This is a genomic window from Pontibacillus halophilus JSM 076056 = DSM 19796 (assembly GCF_000425205.1).
Classification (GTDB): domain Bacteria; phylum Bacillota; class Bacilli; order Bacillales; family BH030062; genus Pontibacillus_A; species Pontibacillus_A halophilus.
In genome coordinates, this window is record NZ_AULI01000001.1 from 254,603 (window position 1) to 270,773 (window position 16,171).

General features: G+C 44.4%; 17 protein-coding genes. 6 read left to right on the forward strand and 11 right to left on the reverse strand.

Features of this window, described 5'->3' with window-relative positions:
• Positions 1-40 precede the first annotated feature (40 nt).
• On the forward strand, positions 41-2,077 hold the full coding sequence (locus H513_RS0101170; protein ID WP_231572050.1) for a transglycosylase domain-containing protein: 2,037 nt from the start codon (positions 41-43) through the stop codon (positions 2,075-2,077).
• Between the two features lie 199 nt (positions 2,078-2,276).
• On the opposite strand, the gene H513_RS0101175 is transcribed toward H513_RS0101170, so the two are convergent.
• The 3 genes from H513_RS0101175 to H513_RS0101185 form a co-directional block, all read right to left on the reverse strand.
• Positions 2,277-2,822 (reverse strand): YwhD family protein, encoded by a 546-nt coding sequence (locus H513_RS0101175; RefSeq protein WP_026799053.1) that lies wholly within the window; start codon positions 2,820-2,822, stop codon positions 2,277-2,279.
• Positions 2,823-2,940: 118 nt separating this feature from the next.
• Positions 2,941-3,450 carry a YwgA family protein gene (locus H513_RS0101180; RefSeq protein WP_026799054.1) on the reverse strand — a complete coding sequence of 170 codons (510 nt, stop codon included), beginning with the start codon at positions 3,448-3,450 and terminating at the stop codon, positions 2,941-2,943.
• A 13-nt stretch (positions 3,451-3,463) separates the two neighbouring features.
• A complete protein-coding gene (locus H513_RS0101185) occupies positions 3,464-4,759 on the reverse strand; it encodes an HD domain-containing protein (RefSeq protein ID WP_026799055.1) in 1,296 nt (431 codons plus the stop codon).
• A 283-nt stretch (positions 4,760-5,042) separates the two neighbouring features.
• Here H513_RS0101185 and lipL point away from each other — a divergent pair, with 283 nt between their 5' ends.
• Positions 5,043-5,882 (forward strand): octanoyl-[GcvH]:protein N-octanoyltransferase, encoded by an 840-nt coding sequence (gene lipL / locus H513_RS0101190; protein WP_026799056.1) that lies wholly within the window; start codon positions 5,043-5,045, stop codon positions 5,880-5,882.
• 44 nt (positions 5,883-5,926) lie between these two features.
• On the opposite strand, the gene pta is transcribed toward lipL, so the two are convergent.
• A complete protein-coding gene (gene pta, locus H513_RS0101195; protein ID WP_026799057.1) occupies positions 5,927-6,898 on the reverse strand; it encodes a phosphate acetyltransferase in 972 nt (323 codons plus the stop codon).
• Between the two features lie 225 nt (positions 6,899-7,123).
• Here pta and hemQ point away from each other — a divergent pair, with 225 nt between their 5' ends.
• The 4 genes from hemQ to H513_RS0101215 all read left to right on the forward strand — a co-directional run bounded on the left by hemQ (position 7,124) and on the right by H513_RS0101215 (position 9,385).
• The gene (hemQ, locus tag H513_RS0101200) at positions 7,124-7,873 is read left to right on the forward strand and encodes a hydrogen peroxide-dependent heme synthase (protein ID WP_026799058.1); all 750 of its coding nucleotides are present in this window, start codon (positions 7,124-7,126) and stop codon (positions 7,871-7,873) included.
• 242 nt (positions 7,874-8,115) lie between these two features.
• Positions 8,116-8,538, forward strand: a complete 423-nt coding sequence (locus H513_RS0101205; protein ID WP_026799059.1) for a cell wall hydrolase — start codon at positions 8,116-8,118, stop codon at positions 8,536-8,538.
• A gap of 20 nt (positions 8,539-8,558) precedes the next feature.
• Complete coding sequence (gene gerQ / locus H513_RS0101210; protein ID WP_026799060.1) at positions 8,559-9,059, forward strand: spore coat protein GerQ; 501 nt, start codon at positions 8,559-8,561, stop codon at positions 9,057-9,059.
• Positions 9,060-9,133: 74 nt separating this feature from the next.
• Positions 9,134-9,385, forward strand: a complete 252-nt coding sequence (locus tag H513_RS0101215) for a hypothetical protein (RefSeq protein ID WP_026799061.1) — start codon at positions 9,134-9,136, stop codon at positions 9,383-9,385.
• On the opposite strand, the gene H513_RS0101220 is transcribed toward H513_RS0101215, so the two are convergent.
• From H513_RS0101220 to H513_RS0101250, 7 genes are all read right to left on the reverse strand, one after another.
• Positions 9,382-9,750 carry a DUF423 domain-containing protein gene (locus H513_RS0101220; protein WP_026799062.1) on the reverse strand — a complete coding sequence of 123 codons (369 nt, stop codon included), beginning with the start codon at positions 9,748-9,750 and terminating at the stop codon, positions 9,382-9,384. The two genes, H513_RS0101215 and H513_RS0101220, sit on opposite strands and share 4 nt — an antisense overlap.
• A 20-nt stretch (positions 9,751-9,770) precedes the next feature.
• On the reverse strand, positions 9,771-10,085 hold the full coding sequence (locus tag H513_RS19385) for a YwdI family protein (protein ID WP_036768801.1): 315 nt from the start codon (positions 10,083-10,085) through the stop codon (positions 9,771-9,773).
• Positions 10,086-10,210: 125 nt separating this feature from the next.
• Entirely contained in the window at positions 10,211-11,554 is a 1,344-nt protein-coding gene (locus H513_RS0101230) for a sodium-dependent transporter (RefSeq protein ID WP_026799063.1), read from the reverse strand.
• A gap of 156 nt (positions 11,555-11,710) precedes the next feature.
• Positions 11,711-11,935: a hypothetical protein gene (locus H513_RS0101235; protein ID WP_197057391.1), complete on the reverse strand. Its 225-nt coding sequence runs from the start codon at positions 11,933-11,935 to the stop codon at positions 11,711-11,713.
• A gap of 99 nt (positions 11,936-12,034) precedes the next feature.
• A complete protein-coding gene (locus H513_RS0101240; protein WP_036768935.1) occupies positions 12,035-13,291 on the reverse strand; it encodes an ammonium transporter in 1,257 nt (418 codons plus the stop codon).
• A gap of 175 nt (positions 13,292-13,466) precedes the next feature.
• On the reverse strand, positions 13,467-14,684 hold the full coding sequence (locus H513_RS0101245) for an NAD(P)/FAD-dependent oxidoreductase (protein ID WP_026799066.1): 1,218 nt from the start codon (positions 14,682-14,684) through the stop codon (positions 13,467-13,469).
• A gap of 14 nt (positions 14,685-14,698) precedes the next feature.
• The gene (locus tag H513_RS0101250) at positions 14,699-16,114 is read right to left on the reverse strand and encodes a Na+/H+ antiporter NhaC family protein (protein WP_026799067.1); all 1,416 of its coding nucleotides are present in this window, start codon (positions 16,112-16,114) and stop codon (positions 14,699-14,701) included.
• Positions 16,115-16,171: the final 57 nt, after the last annotated feature.

Consider the following 16,171-nt stretch of genomic DNA (forward strand, 5'->3'; position numbering starts at 1 on the left):
CATACTGTAAGCAACGAAGAACGGATATGGGGTGAGTTGTGTGAAGAAACGAGTACGTAAACGGTTGATGATAGGCAGTATCGGCATTGCAGGCAGCGTGCTCCTTTCCACGCTCCTTGTGCTCCTCTACTGCTACGTTAAAGGAGCTCCTCCACTTGCCATCGATCAGAACACGCATGTATATAGCGTGGCAGAAGAGGTCATTGGGGTTGAACGCGGAAGTGAAAATCGCTATTGGGTGGAATTAGAGGAAATCTCGCCACACGTTATAGAAAGCACATTAACGACTGAGGACAAACGCTTCTATGACCACCTAGGCTTTGACATGAAGCGTATGGCTTCTGCAGCCATGAAAGACTTGAAACACATGGCGATGGTAGAAGGCGCGAGCACCATCACCCAACAATACGCCCGAAATCTCTATCTTTCTCACGAGAAAACGTGGACACGAAAATGGAATGAAGCCCTTTATGCCTTACGCCTCGAGATGTTCTACGACAAAGATACGATACTCGAAGGCTATTTAAATACCATCTATTACGGACATGGAATGTATGGAATCGAAGCAGCCAGTCGGTATTATTTCGACAAGCATGCAAGTGAACTTTCATTGGCAGAGGCAGCCACTTTAGCCGCAGTTCCTAAAGGTCCAACTTACTATTCACCTTACACACAATACGAAAATGCGAAACAACGCCAAGAACTCATCCTGTCGAACATGAAGAAACAAGGGGTGATCTCAGAGCAAGCGTATACGCTTGCAATCGCTGAGCCACTTGAATTAACAGAACATAACGAAGAACGAGCGAAACGGATGGCGCCATACTTCCAAGATACAGTACTCGTTGAAGCCGCTCGTCATTTAGATACCGACTTAGAATCGATTCGTTCTGGAGGCTACCATATCTATACCACTCTAGATGTCTCGAAACAAGAAGAACTGGAGCAAGCTGTGAACGAACATATGCCCCCAAGTTCCCTAGAAGTAGGCGCGATGAGTATGCACCCCGATACAGGAGCAGTCGTAGCCATGGTAGGTGGAACAGATTATGAACGAAGTCAGTACAACCGAGCGGTCTCATCGAAACGTATGGCCGGTTCGACGTTTAAACCGTTTCTTTACTACGCAGCACTTGAACATGGATACACTCCATCCACCACGTTAATGAGTGAACAAACGACGTTTGAATTGAAAGATGGGACAGCCTATGCACCTTCCAACTTTCACGGATATTACGCAGATGCTCCCATAACCTTAGCCCAAGCCATTGCGCTATCCGATAATATTTACGCGGTTAAGACGAACTTATTTATGGGAACAGAGGAACTGGTTGATGTTGCACGACAATTTGGTATTAAGAGTAAACTGCCTTCCGTCCCATCGTTAGCGCTTGGTACGGCTTCTGTGTCGGTGTCAGAAATGACCGAAGGCTACAGTTTAATTGCCAATAATGGAAAGGAATCCCCCGCTCACACAATTGTTAGAATTACAGACCGACACAACCACGTCGTCTATGAACGCACAGAAGACGAACCTAAACAAAAGCTTGATGAAAGTAAAGCGTTCGTGCTTGCTCATCTAATGACCGGGATGTTTGACGAGTCCTTAAATGACTATATGCGTGTAACAGGGGCTTCTGTCTCCCCTAAGTTAACTCGCCCCTACGCTGGTAAATCTGGCACGACGGAAACAGATAGTTGGATGATTGGCTTTACACCTTCACTTGTTACAGGAATATGGACAGGCTATGACGACAACAAGGAATTAACGCTTGGTGACCAAACCGTCTCCAAGCAAATCTGGACCTCCTACATGGAAGATGCTCATAAGAAGGAAACCATTGAGACCTTTAACCCTACTGGGGATGTGGTTGGTGTGTATGTCGATCCGGATACAGGCAAGCTTGCCACTCCGTATTGTGTATCACCTAGACTCACTTACTTCGAATCAGGAACGGAGCCAACCGAATATTGCCACGACCATATGCCAAGTGAGGAAGAACTTCCAGAACAATCTCCATCCCAACCTACCCCTGAGAAGAAAGGGGTAAGAAAATGGTTTGATTGGTTGTTTTAGAAAGACCACTAGCTCTTACACCATTTAATGCTGCCCTAACTAGCATCACGTTTCACCAATACAAAAAAAGAAAGAGGTCGGCACCCCTGCCGACCTCTTTCTGTGTCCTAGTAAACGTGTGTAACCCACGTGGTTTAATTTTACAAATTAACACTCAAAACCTCAAGTCGTACCCCATCTGTTCACAAATCAGACACATTTACGCGGTCTCAAGGGCGTCCTTCAACTCCGAGCTCGAATTCTCCCAAAGTTCTGGCTTAAATTCGATTAGAAAGTCACGTAATAACCCTTTCGAATAGTCATCCATATGTTCAACAATCACTTTACCTTTCATGGATTTATCCATGTTATTTACGTGCTCTGGCATTGATTTGTAGCCGCGTTTAATTTCTCGGTCGACACGAATCTCACATGCGCCTACGCCGTAGTAACCTGCGCCCGCTCCCTGGTTCTCAACTGTGACCCAGACAATCCAGTATAACTTTCCGTTAGGTACCTGGTCACGGTCCTTCAACCACTTAGTTCGCTTCTCTACCGCACTTCTAGCGTGCATGGCCCCCATGTCGATAAACGCTTTCCCCTCATTCGGGTCAACGATAACAGGAGTAATATTTTCTAGACTAACCGAGCCAACGCCATAACCGCCATGACCATCTGTAGAATCATCTTTCATGATCGTGAACTGTTGCGTTTTCTTCTTATTCTCGTTGTCATTGTTTGAATTAAACTGGTCAAATGACTTCATATGTACTCCTCCTCTAGATCTTAGTCCTATGTTTCCTTATTCTAACACAGGCCTAACTCGCGACACCAAGTTCCCGCAACAAAAAAAATCTCTCTAGAACGCATCTAGAGAGATCATCTTAATGGCTTGTCTTTTCTTTCATATCATCAATGAATTGCCAAGCCTCATCGATTTCTTCAGTTGTATAGTTGAGCTTTCCTTTCACTTGGTGAATCTTGTCGTTCACTTCTTCCTTCGTCAAATGATCGAAGTACACCATTGTGGAAACAAGCTCTAGAAAACGTGAACTGCGGCCATTCATCGCCTCAATTAACGCGTCCATCGGAGGCATAGATAAGTCATCATAATGACCTAGAAATTCTTTCCCATCAGGCGTAAGGGTATAACGATATTGGTGGTACCCGCTTTTCTTTTCTTTCATTTCCTCTAGAAAGCCAAGATTGCATAGCTCTTCTACACGTAGCGTCAACTCTTCTGAATAAGGCCCGTAGAAATGAAACTGATAGCGTTCCTCAAATGGCAACCCGCATTTCTTCATTATATAAATCATTTTCTGAAGCTTCTTACGACCAACGACTTCCTCACACTGAGAGAAAAATTGAACTAATTTGGCGTGATCTCTCAACAAATCCGTTCATCTCCTATTCGTACAGTATTTCCAAAATCCGCTTCTTCGTCTTACTTCGATTGGACAATCCTTCAATGAGGTCCTTAGGAAAATACAATTTATGGTCTGTCCGTTTCTTTCCTGAAATGGCTTCAACAATTTCAGATTGTCTCGACAATTCCTTTAACTCCCCATTTGGAAGCAACAGGTGAATCGGTAACCGTTCGCCCTCTTCTCCTGGTCGATAGAAGTCATAAGGTAAGTCCGAAGACGAATCAACCACTAGGTAGTAATCTGGGTCAATTCCTGCCTTTTGGAACAACTTATGCAGTTCCATCCATTCACTCATTTGTAAATTCGGGTTAAATTCTACATATTTAAATAAATGGCGATTGATGAATCGCTCACACAAGTCGCTAAGAATCCGGTCTTCTTCCTCTTTCCAAGTTTGAAAGTAGAAGAGTGTAACAGACTCATCAAGCTTCAAGTAATCCTGTAAGTCTACATTCCCTTCAAAGAACGAAACAAAATGGTTTGGAGGAAACTTAAAGACATAACCTGATTCGTACAAGTCCTTCGCACGGTGTAGAATTTTCGTCAGAATGACTTCCGCACTTCTTGTAACTGGGTGGAAGTAAACTTGCCAATACATTTGGTAACGACTCATGATGTAATCTTCAACAGCATGCATCCCACTTTCTTTCACAGCCACTTGGTCTTCCATTGGACGCATCACACGAAGTATACGTTCCATATCAAAGTGACCATAGCTCACTCCAGTAAAGTAGGCGTCTCGCTGTAAGTAGTCCATACGGTCTGCATCAATCTGTGATGAAATTAGGCTAACCACAAGCTTATCCTCGTACGTTTTGTTAATGACATCAGCCACTTTCTGAGGGAAGTCATCATCTACTCGACGCAAGATGTGATTCACATTCGTGTCTCCGAGTATAATGGCACGTGTATAATCTTCGTGGTCTAATTTGAACACTTTCTCAAACGAATGCGAGAAAGGTCCGTGTCCGAGGTCATGTAGCAAAGCAGCAGTTAAGCATAAGATCCGTTGCTCTTTATTCCAGTTCGGTCGATCTTTAAAGTTGTCCAAGATGCGACGAACGATTTCATACACACCCAAGGAATGATTGAAACGGCTATGCTCTGCTCCGTGGAAAGTTAAATAAGAGGTACCGAGCTGTCTAACACGGCGTAAACGTTGAAATTCAGGGGTTCCAACCAAATCCCAGATGATACGATCTCGTACATGTACATAACGATGGACGGGGTCTTTAAACACTTTTTCTTCGTTTAATTGCTCATTTTCGTACGACATAATTCTACCCTTCCCATTTTGTTACAGGTAATTTGTTCCATTATATCCGATTTAACTCCTAAAAGGAATGCTTGTTAAACGTCATGCTTCTAATTGTAAAAGAGTTTGTCGAAGAATGAAACTCCTTGATACTCTTTATAACGTTGGTCGTACCCATTAGCAAGTTAAACAGCTCTCAATTTTTACAACTTATGTATTGTACAAAATTTCTGCCCGAAGATGCAACCGTGAATCATCTGCTATAATAGACAGATGAATTGCTAGATAAAGGAGAAGCACGACGATGAAATCAACAAACGAAATCCTTAAGCCCACTCAATTTCGCTTTATTAACCAATCTGAATACGGTCCGCAATTTTCTGCTATGCAATCGTTCGCAACGGATGATGCGCTTGCCATTTCTGTAGGAGAGCATAAATCGCCCCCTACTGCGCGACTATGGGTTCATCATAACACCATTGTTATGGGAATTGCGGATGCGAAACTTCCTTATTTCAATGAAGGAGTTGCGCACTTAAACGACCAAGGTTATCGAGTCGTTGTCCGGAATTCAGGTGGTTTGGCCGTCGTACTTGATGAAGGGGTTATGAACATATCGCTCATTTTCCCTGACGCGAAATCATTAGACATTCACGACGGGTATGAAGCCATGGTTGAATTTACGAAACAACTATTCAAAGAAGAAGGCAAAGAGATTGAAGCCTATGAGATTACAGGTTCTTATTGCCCTGGAACCTATGACTTAAGCATTGATGGAAAGAAATTCGCTGGAATCTCCCAACGCCGAGTTAAGAACGGAACAGCCGTCCAAATTTACCTATGTGTAAACGGAAGCGGCTCAGAACGAGCGAAACTTATTCGAGACTTCTACGAAATCGGATTAAAGGGAGAAGAAACACGCTTCACCTATCCAACGATTAAACCAAATACAATGGCTTCTCTTTCCGAACTATTCGGAAAGGAACTTCACATGGAAGATGTAAGAAACAGAATCCTATACTTATTGCATGGTTTATCAGGATCTGTCATGAATGATCCTCTTTCAGATGAAGAAATGGCTTCATTCGATGTAAGATACGACCAAATGGTAGCAAGAAATAAAAAAGCACTGGAATCCGAGTAACGGAAACCAGTGCTTTTTCTTGCTTTAGTTAATCTCTGCCGTCCTTATAAAGACTGAGCTGCAGTAATGATGGAAAGCTTGTATACATCGTCTGCACTACAACCACGAGAAAGGTCGTTTACAGGCGCATTTAGTCCTTGAAGAACTGGACCAACTGCATCAAAGTTTCCTAAGCGTTGAGCAATCTTGTATCCGATGTTTCCAGCCTCTAGACTTGGGAATACGAACACATTCGCATCACCTTTAATTTCAGAATCTGGAGCTTTCTTCTCAGCAACAGATGGGACAAAGGCTGCATCAAATTGGAATTCTCCATCAAGTGTTAACTCAGGGTTTTGCTCTTTCGCAATTTGTACAGCGTCTGCTACTTTTTCCGTTTCAGGAGACTTGGCAGAACCTTTTGTAGAGAAGCTCAACATCGCTACGCGAGGATCTACGCCAAATAGCTCTGCTGTTTTCGCACTTTCTTGTGCAATCTCTGCAAGGTCTTGGCTGTCTGGATTCATGTTGATGGCACAGTCTGCAAATACATATTTCTCTTCATCACGAACCATAATGAAGACGCCAGACGTTTTCTTCACACCAGGCTTCGTTTTAATAATTTGAAGCGCTGGACGTACCGTATCTGCTGTGGAATGTGCAGCACCACTTACAAGGCCGTCCGCTTTGCCCATGTAGACAAGCATCGTGCCGAAGTAGTTTCCATCCTTAAGGACCTCACGTGCTTGTTCTTCTGTAGCCTTCCCTTTACGGCGTTCAACGAAGCTTGCAACCATTGCATCAAATTCTTCATACGTATCAGGGTCAAGGATGTGAACGCCCTCGACAGATACACCGATTTCAGCGGCTTTCTGTGTTACTTTCTCTTCATTCCCGACTAGTACAGGTTGTACATGGTCTTCTTGGGCTAGCTTACTAGCCGCCTCTAGAATTCGTTCGTCTGTACCTTCTGGAAGTACGATTTTCTTGTTAGAACCGGATAACTTGCCTTTAAGTGTCGTAAACAAATCGCTCATACATGTATCCCTCCAAGTAATATCTGTATTATATGATATCGCTTTTTGTGTTCAAACGAAAGAAGAAGACCCTCTCTTAATAAAATTTTTATTTATTCCGTGTGATCATTCACGGGATGTTCACGCCCCTTAATGTTAAGGGTTTCCTAATGAAAACCGAGTTATGTTATAGTGGGATTAAATGTTCGATTGAAGAGTTAAATCCGATGAAAAGGAGCGAGACGAATGCCTGAAGCAGTAACAACACTTGATGGCTGGTATTGCCTACACGATTTGCGTAAGATAGATTGGACCGCTTGGAAGAAGGCGAGCAGCGACGAAAGAGAAACCGCATTAGCGGAATTAAATCAACTGCTCGACAAGTGGAATCTAACTGAACAAAACAAAGAAGGCAGCCATGCTTTATATACAATTGTTGGCCAAAAAGCCGATTTAATCATGATGATTCTTCGCCCTACTATGGATGAACTAAATGAAGTGGAGACTGAGCTGAACAAAACGAAGTTCGCTGAATTCACAGTTCCCGCTTACTCCTACGTATCTGTTGTAGAATTATCAAGCTACCTGGCCAAAGGCAAAGACCCGGATACAGACCCTGAATTGCAGGCACGCTTAAAGCCTACTCTACCGAAATGGGACTATATCTGCTTCTATCCGATGGACAAGCGCCGCCAAGGTAACGACAACTGGTACACGCTCCCAATGGAAGAGCGCGGAAAGCTGATGTATTCTCACGGCATGATTGGACGTAAGTATGCAGGTAAAGTTCGCCAAATCATCACAGGCTCCGTAGGCTTTGATGATTGGGAATGGGGCGTTACGCTATTCGCTCATGATGTACTTCAGTTCAAGAAACTTGTTTACGAAATGCGCTTCGACGAAGTGAGTGCTCGTTATGGCGAGTTCGGCTCTTTCTATGTAGGAAATCTACTGAAGCAAGAAGAATTACCAAAGTTCTTGCACGTAAACGAATAAACCTTTACGATAGATAACTAAGCATATAGACAATATTCGACCCTAAGCCTCCCTTTGCAACTTGCAAAGGGAGGCTTTTTTTTATATCTACAGAGGCCGTTACAACTAAGCATATCTCACTCGTTCAATACATAAGTATGTGACAGGGGTTGTTTGGAACTTATCTATCTTCTCTTACGTGGAACTAAGAAAGACATAAGCTCATACGTTAGGTGTAGATGCCTACAGATGGGGTGGTAAAGATGGCTGTTGTTCCGTATAACCAATCTGATTTGAAGTTGTTGGCACGATTAATGCGAGCGGAGGCTGAGGGTGACGGGAAGCTAGGCATGTTGATGGTAGGAAATACCGGAGTAAACCGTGTCCGAGTGAACTGTCTAGACTTTAAGGATATCGACCGGCTAGACAAAATGGTGTATCAAAGTCCAGGAGGGTTTGAAGCTACACAGAAGGGTTATTTCTATCAGCGTGCACGGGAGAAAGATAAGAAATTGGCGAAAAAGGTGATTGATGGCATGCGTTACGACCCTGCAACAAATTCGCTGTGGTTCTTCAGACCTGAAGGGAGCTGTCCCGCCCAGTGGTTCGGCCAGTATAACATCGGCCGTTACAAGTCACACTGCTTCTTCAATCCATTACAGTCCGAATGTCCGAAAGCATATTAATGAGGGGAGTGCTGTTTGACATGAGTCAACAGAATCAAAATAACTCATATGGCTATCCATACTATGCACAGAATGTGTATCGGAATGGTAGCCAACAACCCATGATGTATCCTTACTCACAAGGTCAACAAGGGGGGCAGGGTCAGATGCAGCCTCAAGGGCAAGGCCAACTTCAGGTTCCCATGTTCCCATCTCAACAAAATCCAGGATTCACCAATAACGTCCAGGGGATGTTGCCAGAGGAAGAGTCCTATATTGAAAACATATTGCGGTTAAATAAAGGGAAAACAGCAACAGTTTACATGACGTTTGAGAATAATGATGAATGGAACGCGAAAGTCTTTAAAGGGCGTATTGAGGCAGCTGGCCGCGACCACATTATTTTGAGCGATCAAGAAACAGGCACTCGTTATTTGTTGTTAATGGTGTACTTAGACTATATTACGTTTGATGAAGAATTAAACTATGCGTATCCATACGGTGGCAACACCTCGAACATGGTCAAATACAATCCTCGCTAGGCAACGACATAGAAAAAACCTTGCTGCCTATAGGCTTCAGCAAGGTTTTTCTTTGTTCGGAAAGGAGACTAGCCATGAAGCGCCATCCAGCCGTTAAGTTTATGCAACTACAACTCGCTTGTGTTGGCTTCGCCCTATTCCTCGGGGTGCTTTATCTTTTCTTTCGTTCGTATAACTTCTTGTTGCTATTCATCCTGATAGCTTTAGCAGGAAGTTTAGCCTCGGAAGCGTTGATACACCTTAGTCAAAACGATCGATTAAACGTTGGCATTAAAGCGTTGCAAACCTTTTTGCTTCTACTATTCTCGGTTCTACTGTTCTTCTAGACGAATTTCAGAACAGAATAGCCAAGTAGAACCCATCCAACAAGGAAGGCAACTCCACCAAGCGGTGTAATCATCGCAAACGTCTTCACTTGGGTAACGCTATACAAATACAGACTGCCTGAGAACAGAATGATCCCTATTAGGAACGACCATCCGGCACCTGTGAAACTAATATTCTTCATCATTCCTGCTAAAATCCCAACAGCCAACAGGGCCGTTGTATGAAACATTTGATAATCAACCGCTTTCTCCCAAGTTGACAAATACTTCTCAGGAATCTTTCCTTCTAAACCATGAGCACCAAATGCACCTAGCGCCACAGCAATAAATCCGTTCACAATTCCAAGCAGTAGAAATAGCTTCATCTAACGTATGTCCCCTCTCATTAGAAATCAAATAATGAAGAACCATTTGCTTCTTCATGATTAATCTTGTCTTCCTTTGCAGCCGGCTCTGCTATTGGCACAGAGTTTGACTGCGGCGTGAAGACAGTTGGGTTCTGAACAGATGACCTTAGCGGCTGGGAATTTGGCACCTGCTGCGCGGCCTCGACAGAACCCGCTTCACCTAATATTAAGTCCCCGAGCAACCTCGCTGCACGTACGTGCTGGCGAACTTCGGCTTCTTCATTCGGATGAGCTTGAGCTTGTTGAAGCTCGCCCATCATCTTCTTTAAAATTGTATCGTAGGAAACAGACATGCTTGGTTCCTCCTTGTACGTTCTAGTTGATTGCATTCTATGTAAGAGTATAACACGAACAATTCAATCTTATCGGTGACAAAATGATAAAACCTTGTCACCAAAAGGCAACAAGGCTTAATGAGTTAAATAAGTCCAATTGAACTTAAAAAGATAATAACAATCAAGATTGGCGCTACATATTTGACCAATCCATACCACGCCATTCGCACAAACCGGTTCACATGAACCATATCCGTTGAACGAAGCGCCTCATTCTTCTTCCATTGCCATCCGACAAATAAAGCGACTGCTAGCCCACCTATCGGAAGTAGAATATTAGACGAGAGATAATCCATCGAATCCATAATGTTGTAGTCACCAATTGGTGTTACACCAGCCCATCTACCCATTCCGAGCGAGGCGACTACACCAAGCACATACATCACCACTCCAATTACAACACTCGCAAACGCTCTCGACCAACCAAACTTTCGCTTCACAAAGGATACCGGAACTTCAAGCAGCGAAATTGCAGAAGACAGGGACGCTACAACGAGTAACAAGAAGAATACAAAACCAACGATGGCGCCACCAGCCATCTCCTGGAAGATGCCAGGCATTGTGATAAAGACAAGCTCAGCGCCCGCTGTCGGCTCAATCCCAAACGCAAATACCGCCGGAAAGATCATGACCCCTGCGATCACGGCAAATAAAGTATCCATAATGCCAACACCAACTGTGGCAGACGGAAGGGAATCCCGTTTAGAAAGATAGCCCCCATACGTCATCATGATACCCACGCCAATGCTTAAGGAGAAGAAGGCCTGCCCCAACGCAGCTAGGTAAACAGATGGTTCCGTTAAGCTAGACCAGTCAGGTTGGAACAAGAACGCCAAACCTTCACGCCCTCCCTCTAACGTCACACTATAGACCGCAAGCGCAATCAACATCAGCGCTAATGCCGGCATAAAGATTCGACTAGCTTTCTCGATTCCTTTCTTCACACCTGTCAGCACCACGGCTATGGTTAAGACAAGAAACAACGCGTGCCAGAACAAGGGTTGGACCGGATGTTGCGTAAAGGAAGCAAAGGTCTCAGCGTACCCTCCAGGCGGCGTATCCCATAGCGCACCCGTCACATATTGAGACATGTAATAAAGTGCCCATCCAGCTATAACGCCGTAAAATCCAAGAATTAAAAAGGTGGAAAGGATTGCTAGTCCTCCCGCGATATACCACGGGCGTTTGGGGGCAAGCTTACGATAGGACCCAACGACATCGCTACTGGCTTCACGACCGATCGAGAATTCAGCCAATAGGACCGGTATTCCGATGATAAACACGAATAATAGATATAAGAGCAAGAACGCTCCCCCACCGTTTTCTCCAGCAACGTAAGAGAAACGCCATATATTCCCGAGGCCTACAGCACTCCCCATTGAAGCAAGCATGAAGCCAAGCTTTGACCCCCATTTCTCTCTAGCCATACATTCACTCTCCTTTTCAGAAAAATATGAATTAACATACCATACGGAAGCGTTGTCAACAAAGGTTTTTTCTGAAATTTCGACATTTACCAACTTTTATCACAGTTTTACACCAACGACTTACACATAAACGACTCCCCTATACACAGCAGTCGTCTATAACCGGAAATCAAATGATGATGTTCTTCCGCCTTTCTCCTGCACTGAGCCAGAAGCTTTCCCCTTCACTTCAAACGCCTTACAAGGTTCCCCTGTGGCGTGATGCACGACTACGGACGGAAGTTCACGACCCTTAAAGCCATATGCCTTACACCCTCTAGGAAAGGCCGGGTTCCATGTCGTGTAGAAATGCTTACATTGAAAGCAATTACGCCTCTCCATCATGTCCCCTCCTGTATTACCTAATTCTTTAGACTTTCCCTTATTGTAGAATTGAGCACACAAAAAAGCCAGCGCTCATCCGGCGCTGGCACTTCAGTATTAATTCGCTTTTGATTGTTCTACAGTTCTCCCGTTGAACACTTCAGGGTATCCATAAGAACCATGCTCACTCATATCAAGACCAAGCAACTCTTCCTCTTTCGATACGCGCATTCCTCCAAGCGCTTTATTGATGATCCAAAGGAAGCCGTAGGATAAGACGAATGCGTATAAACCACTCGCTCCAACACCTAACGCTTGAACACCTAACTGTTGGAATCCTCCACCATAGAATAGACCTGGCAAACCACCATTCGCAGCTGCGAGTTCAGGTGTAGCGAAGAAGCCTGTTGATAACGTTCCGAGCACCCCAGCCGTTCCATGAACACTCAGCGCAAAGATTGGGTCATCGATATTGCGCTTCTCAAAGAACTGAATGCTGTAATGGACAAGAATTCCTGCCGCTAACCCTATAACAACCGCCGCCCAAGGCGCAACGAATGCACACGATGCGGTAATAGCAACAAGTCCGGCTAAGGCTCCATTCAACATTGTTGAAATGTTCGCTTTACCTGTAACAAGTAAGGCGATGAACATCGCAGCTACCGCTCCAGCTGCCGCAGCTAGATTTGTGTTCAAAGCTACATATCCGAAGAACGCCCCATCTACAGAAACCGTACTTCCTGCATTAAATCCAAACCACCCCACCCACAATAGCAGGACAGCTAGAGATGTATACACTTGGTTGTGACCTTCTATTTCATTGACACTACCGTCACGATTGTATTTGCCAATACGAGGTTTAAGAATTAAAGTTGCCGCCAGCGCAGCCATGGCTCCTGTCAGGTGTACAACGGTAGAACCAGCAAAGTCTTGCTTGCCATGACCTGCTAACCAACCACCACCCCAAATCCAATGCGCAACAACTGGGTATATGAAGACAGAGAATAAGATTGCGAAGATAATATATGAGGCTAACTTAGCGCGTTCGGCGAAACCTCCGAAGGCAATGGTAATCGAAATTCCAGCAAAAGCGAGCTGGAAGAAGAAAAAGACGGACTCGGCTAGATCTGAGGATGCTTCGACTTCACCACCGTAGAAGAATTTCGATAATCCTATAAATGCGTTCCCTTCACCGAAGATTAATCCATATCCAACCGCCCAGAAGACGAGTGAAGCAATGCCAAATGTGAAGATTGTCTTACCTGCAATGTGGCCTGCATTCTTCATTCGAGTTGAACCAGCTTCAAGAAGAATAAACCCACCCACCATTAAAATGACTAACACCGCCGCCACCATTGTCCACATACTGTTCATTAAAGCTGTTACGTCCGTCAATGTAATTCCCCCTTAACATGTTATGTTAGGTTTCCTAACATGAAGTATATTCCTATCATATAAGAATTCTGAAAATTGTCAACAATAACGGTGGAATTTTATAAAGTTAGGCTTGTATTTCTTCTTGTAAGGGTTTCCAAAACAAAAAAACGCCTCAACGGGCGTTTTGACGGTAAAACGAAAAGAGTGTTGCATCTGGATGGTCTCCCTTCGTAATAAAGGAAACTATGAGATCAGCCGCAATCGTGGCATACACCGTCCCATTTCCTCCATATCCAAGGGCAAAGAAAGAACGCGGAAATTCTGGCTGAGGGCCAACAAGAGGAAAGCCATCGTGTGTGCTACCGAAAGTTGCCCCCCATGCATATTCTGCTCTCACACCTTGAAGCTTCGGAAACAACGTTGTTAATTCCTTAAGCAACGCATCTCGTTTTCCGAGCAAATGTCGCTCACGATATTCGGCATGTGGATTCTGGTCATCCTTCCCACCCACGATAATTCGGTTGTCAGCTGTAGTTCGTAGATATAAATAGGGCCTGGCTGTCTCCCAAATTAATGTTCGCTCGTACCACCCTGGAAAGTGACGAACAGGATAGGTCGCAATGGCATACGTGCTTTGTAAGTAGGCATTTGCATTGCGTTTAATCTCCTGTGCTTCATACCCCGTTGTATACACTACATAGCCTGCATGTATCCTTTGTTCCGTTGATACTATAACTACAACACCATCAGACGATTCGTCTACATGACGAACTTCTGTGTGTTCATAAACACGCAACCCTTCCCGCACTCCTTGTTGTACAAGGCCAATTGCTAGTTTATATGGATTTACTTCAGCATCCTGTCTCGCATAAATAGCCAGTTCTTTCGAGAAGGAGTAACGACGCTCAATTTGATGCTTCTCTAACAACCGCACGGGAAATCCATAGCTGTATAGGTTCCGGTATTCCTCCTCAAGCATCTCTACATCTTCTATAGAACTAGCCATATAAAGACTGTCCCGCTTCTGAAATTCCGGGTCAATTGCACTTTCAAAGGATAATCGTTCAAGTTCTTCAATCCCCCTTAAACAGAGTTCGTAATAGCGAGCTCCAGCTTGTTCCCCATAGGTATTCATACAAGAAGTGAGCGTTTTGTCATTTGAGAACTGCAATAGACCCGTATTCGCAGCCGTTGCCCCGTGGCCAATACGATTCTGCTCTACAAGAACCACATCTAACCCGGTTCGCTTAAGCTTATGCGCCATAATCGCTCCTGAAATTCCTCCGCCTACAACAATGACATCGCACGTGACATCTTCTTTTAACGGAGGGTAAGAAGGAGGATTGGAGTAGGTGGACGTCCAAAGTAACGACCCATTTGTTAGTTGCACAATATAGCCCCCTCTTACAGAATAAATGGCAATGCGATATAAAGAACAAGGGCCACCCCTGCTGAGATAAGTGCAGGCTTTAACTTAAACTTCGCATAACTGACGGCATTTAGACCAAGGATGCCTGCCGTCGTGTTGGTGTTATCACTGAGCGGGGACGAAAATGCCCCAAATGCCCCACTTGCAAAGACTGCACCAATGACAATGGAAAGGTCGCTTCCCGATACAGTAGCAATCGAGACACCAACTGGCATTAGAATCCCCCAAGTCCCCCATGAGGAACCGATAAAATAAGAAAGTAAGCACCCAATGATAAACACAATTCCTGCTACATAGGCAGGCGGGATCCAATTGAGAGACGAGGCAATTGTGTCAGAGAAATGGAGCGTCTCAGACGCTTGACTCAGCCCCCAAACAAATGCAAGAAGCAAAATGACATTCATCATTTCATTCCCACCCGCTACCGTTTCATTCATGAGCGTTCGTAACGCATGCCCAGACCACTTTAAATAAAGGACAAACCCGATTAAAGTAGCAGCAACTGCGAGCACCATGGCATCTAACACATAATCATTAATGAGTGCCTGGAAGCCCGACTTCTCCCCTTTAACGACCCCTAACGTATACATAAAGAAGAAGGTAAGACTAATGACCAAAGCTAACGGCACCAGTAAGTTCCAAGGCTTAGCGGGTAATTCCTTCCTAACCGCCTCATGGCAATCCTCCCATTTGTCATCCTCTTCCTCTTTATTATCGCTTTTTGATTGTTCAGCATCTGTGGCTGACTTTTTATTCCGATGGAAGAAGCTAAGGTAAATCCCTACTAGGATCATAATAATGGCGAAGAAATTGAACGGGATGCTAGATAGGAACAACGAATAGCCATCCCCCTCTACATTAGCCTGTGAGAGTGAAAGCTCAATGACTGAACTCATATACCCGACGAAGGCGGTTGCGACAGGGATGAGGACAATAAGAGGAGAAGCCGTAGTTTCAATGACAAAGCCAAGTTCCTGCTTTGACATAGGGACTTTCCGAATCATTGCTTTCATTACGGGAGCAATGGTGACAATTCGAAAACTCGGAGCGCTAAATGTCCCGATTGCGGAAATATAAGTTAGTATTAGGGCTCCACGTTTCGTTTGAATGCGTTTCGTTGCTGATTGAACAAACCCCTTAATCCCGCCTGAAATACGTATAAGTCCTATTAGTGCAGAAAATCCATAGAGAAATACAATAATCTTTAAATTGTTGCGGTCCGTTAACCCTTCTATAACAAAGCCAAGGCTAGTCGTCATGCCTGACAGCCAATGTGGGTCTGCAAGAAATCCAGCCACAATGACAGCAAGAAGTAAACTAGGAATTACCTGCTTCGTCCAGATGGCAGCTGCCACGACTACAAGAAACGGTATAATCGAAATCCAATTCATTGCGTTCCCCTCTTTTCTTTCGTTACCTTTATCCTGTAATGAAAGATGCCTTTTTAT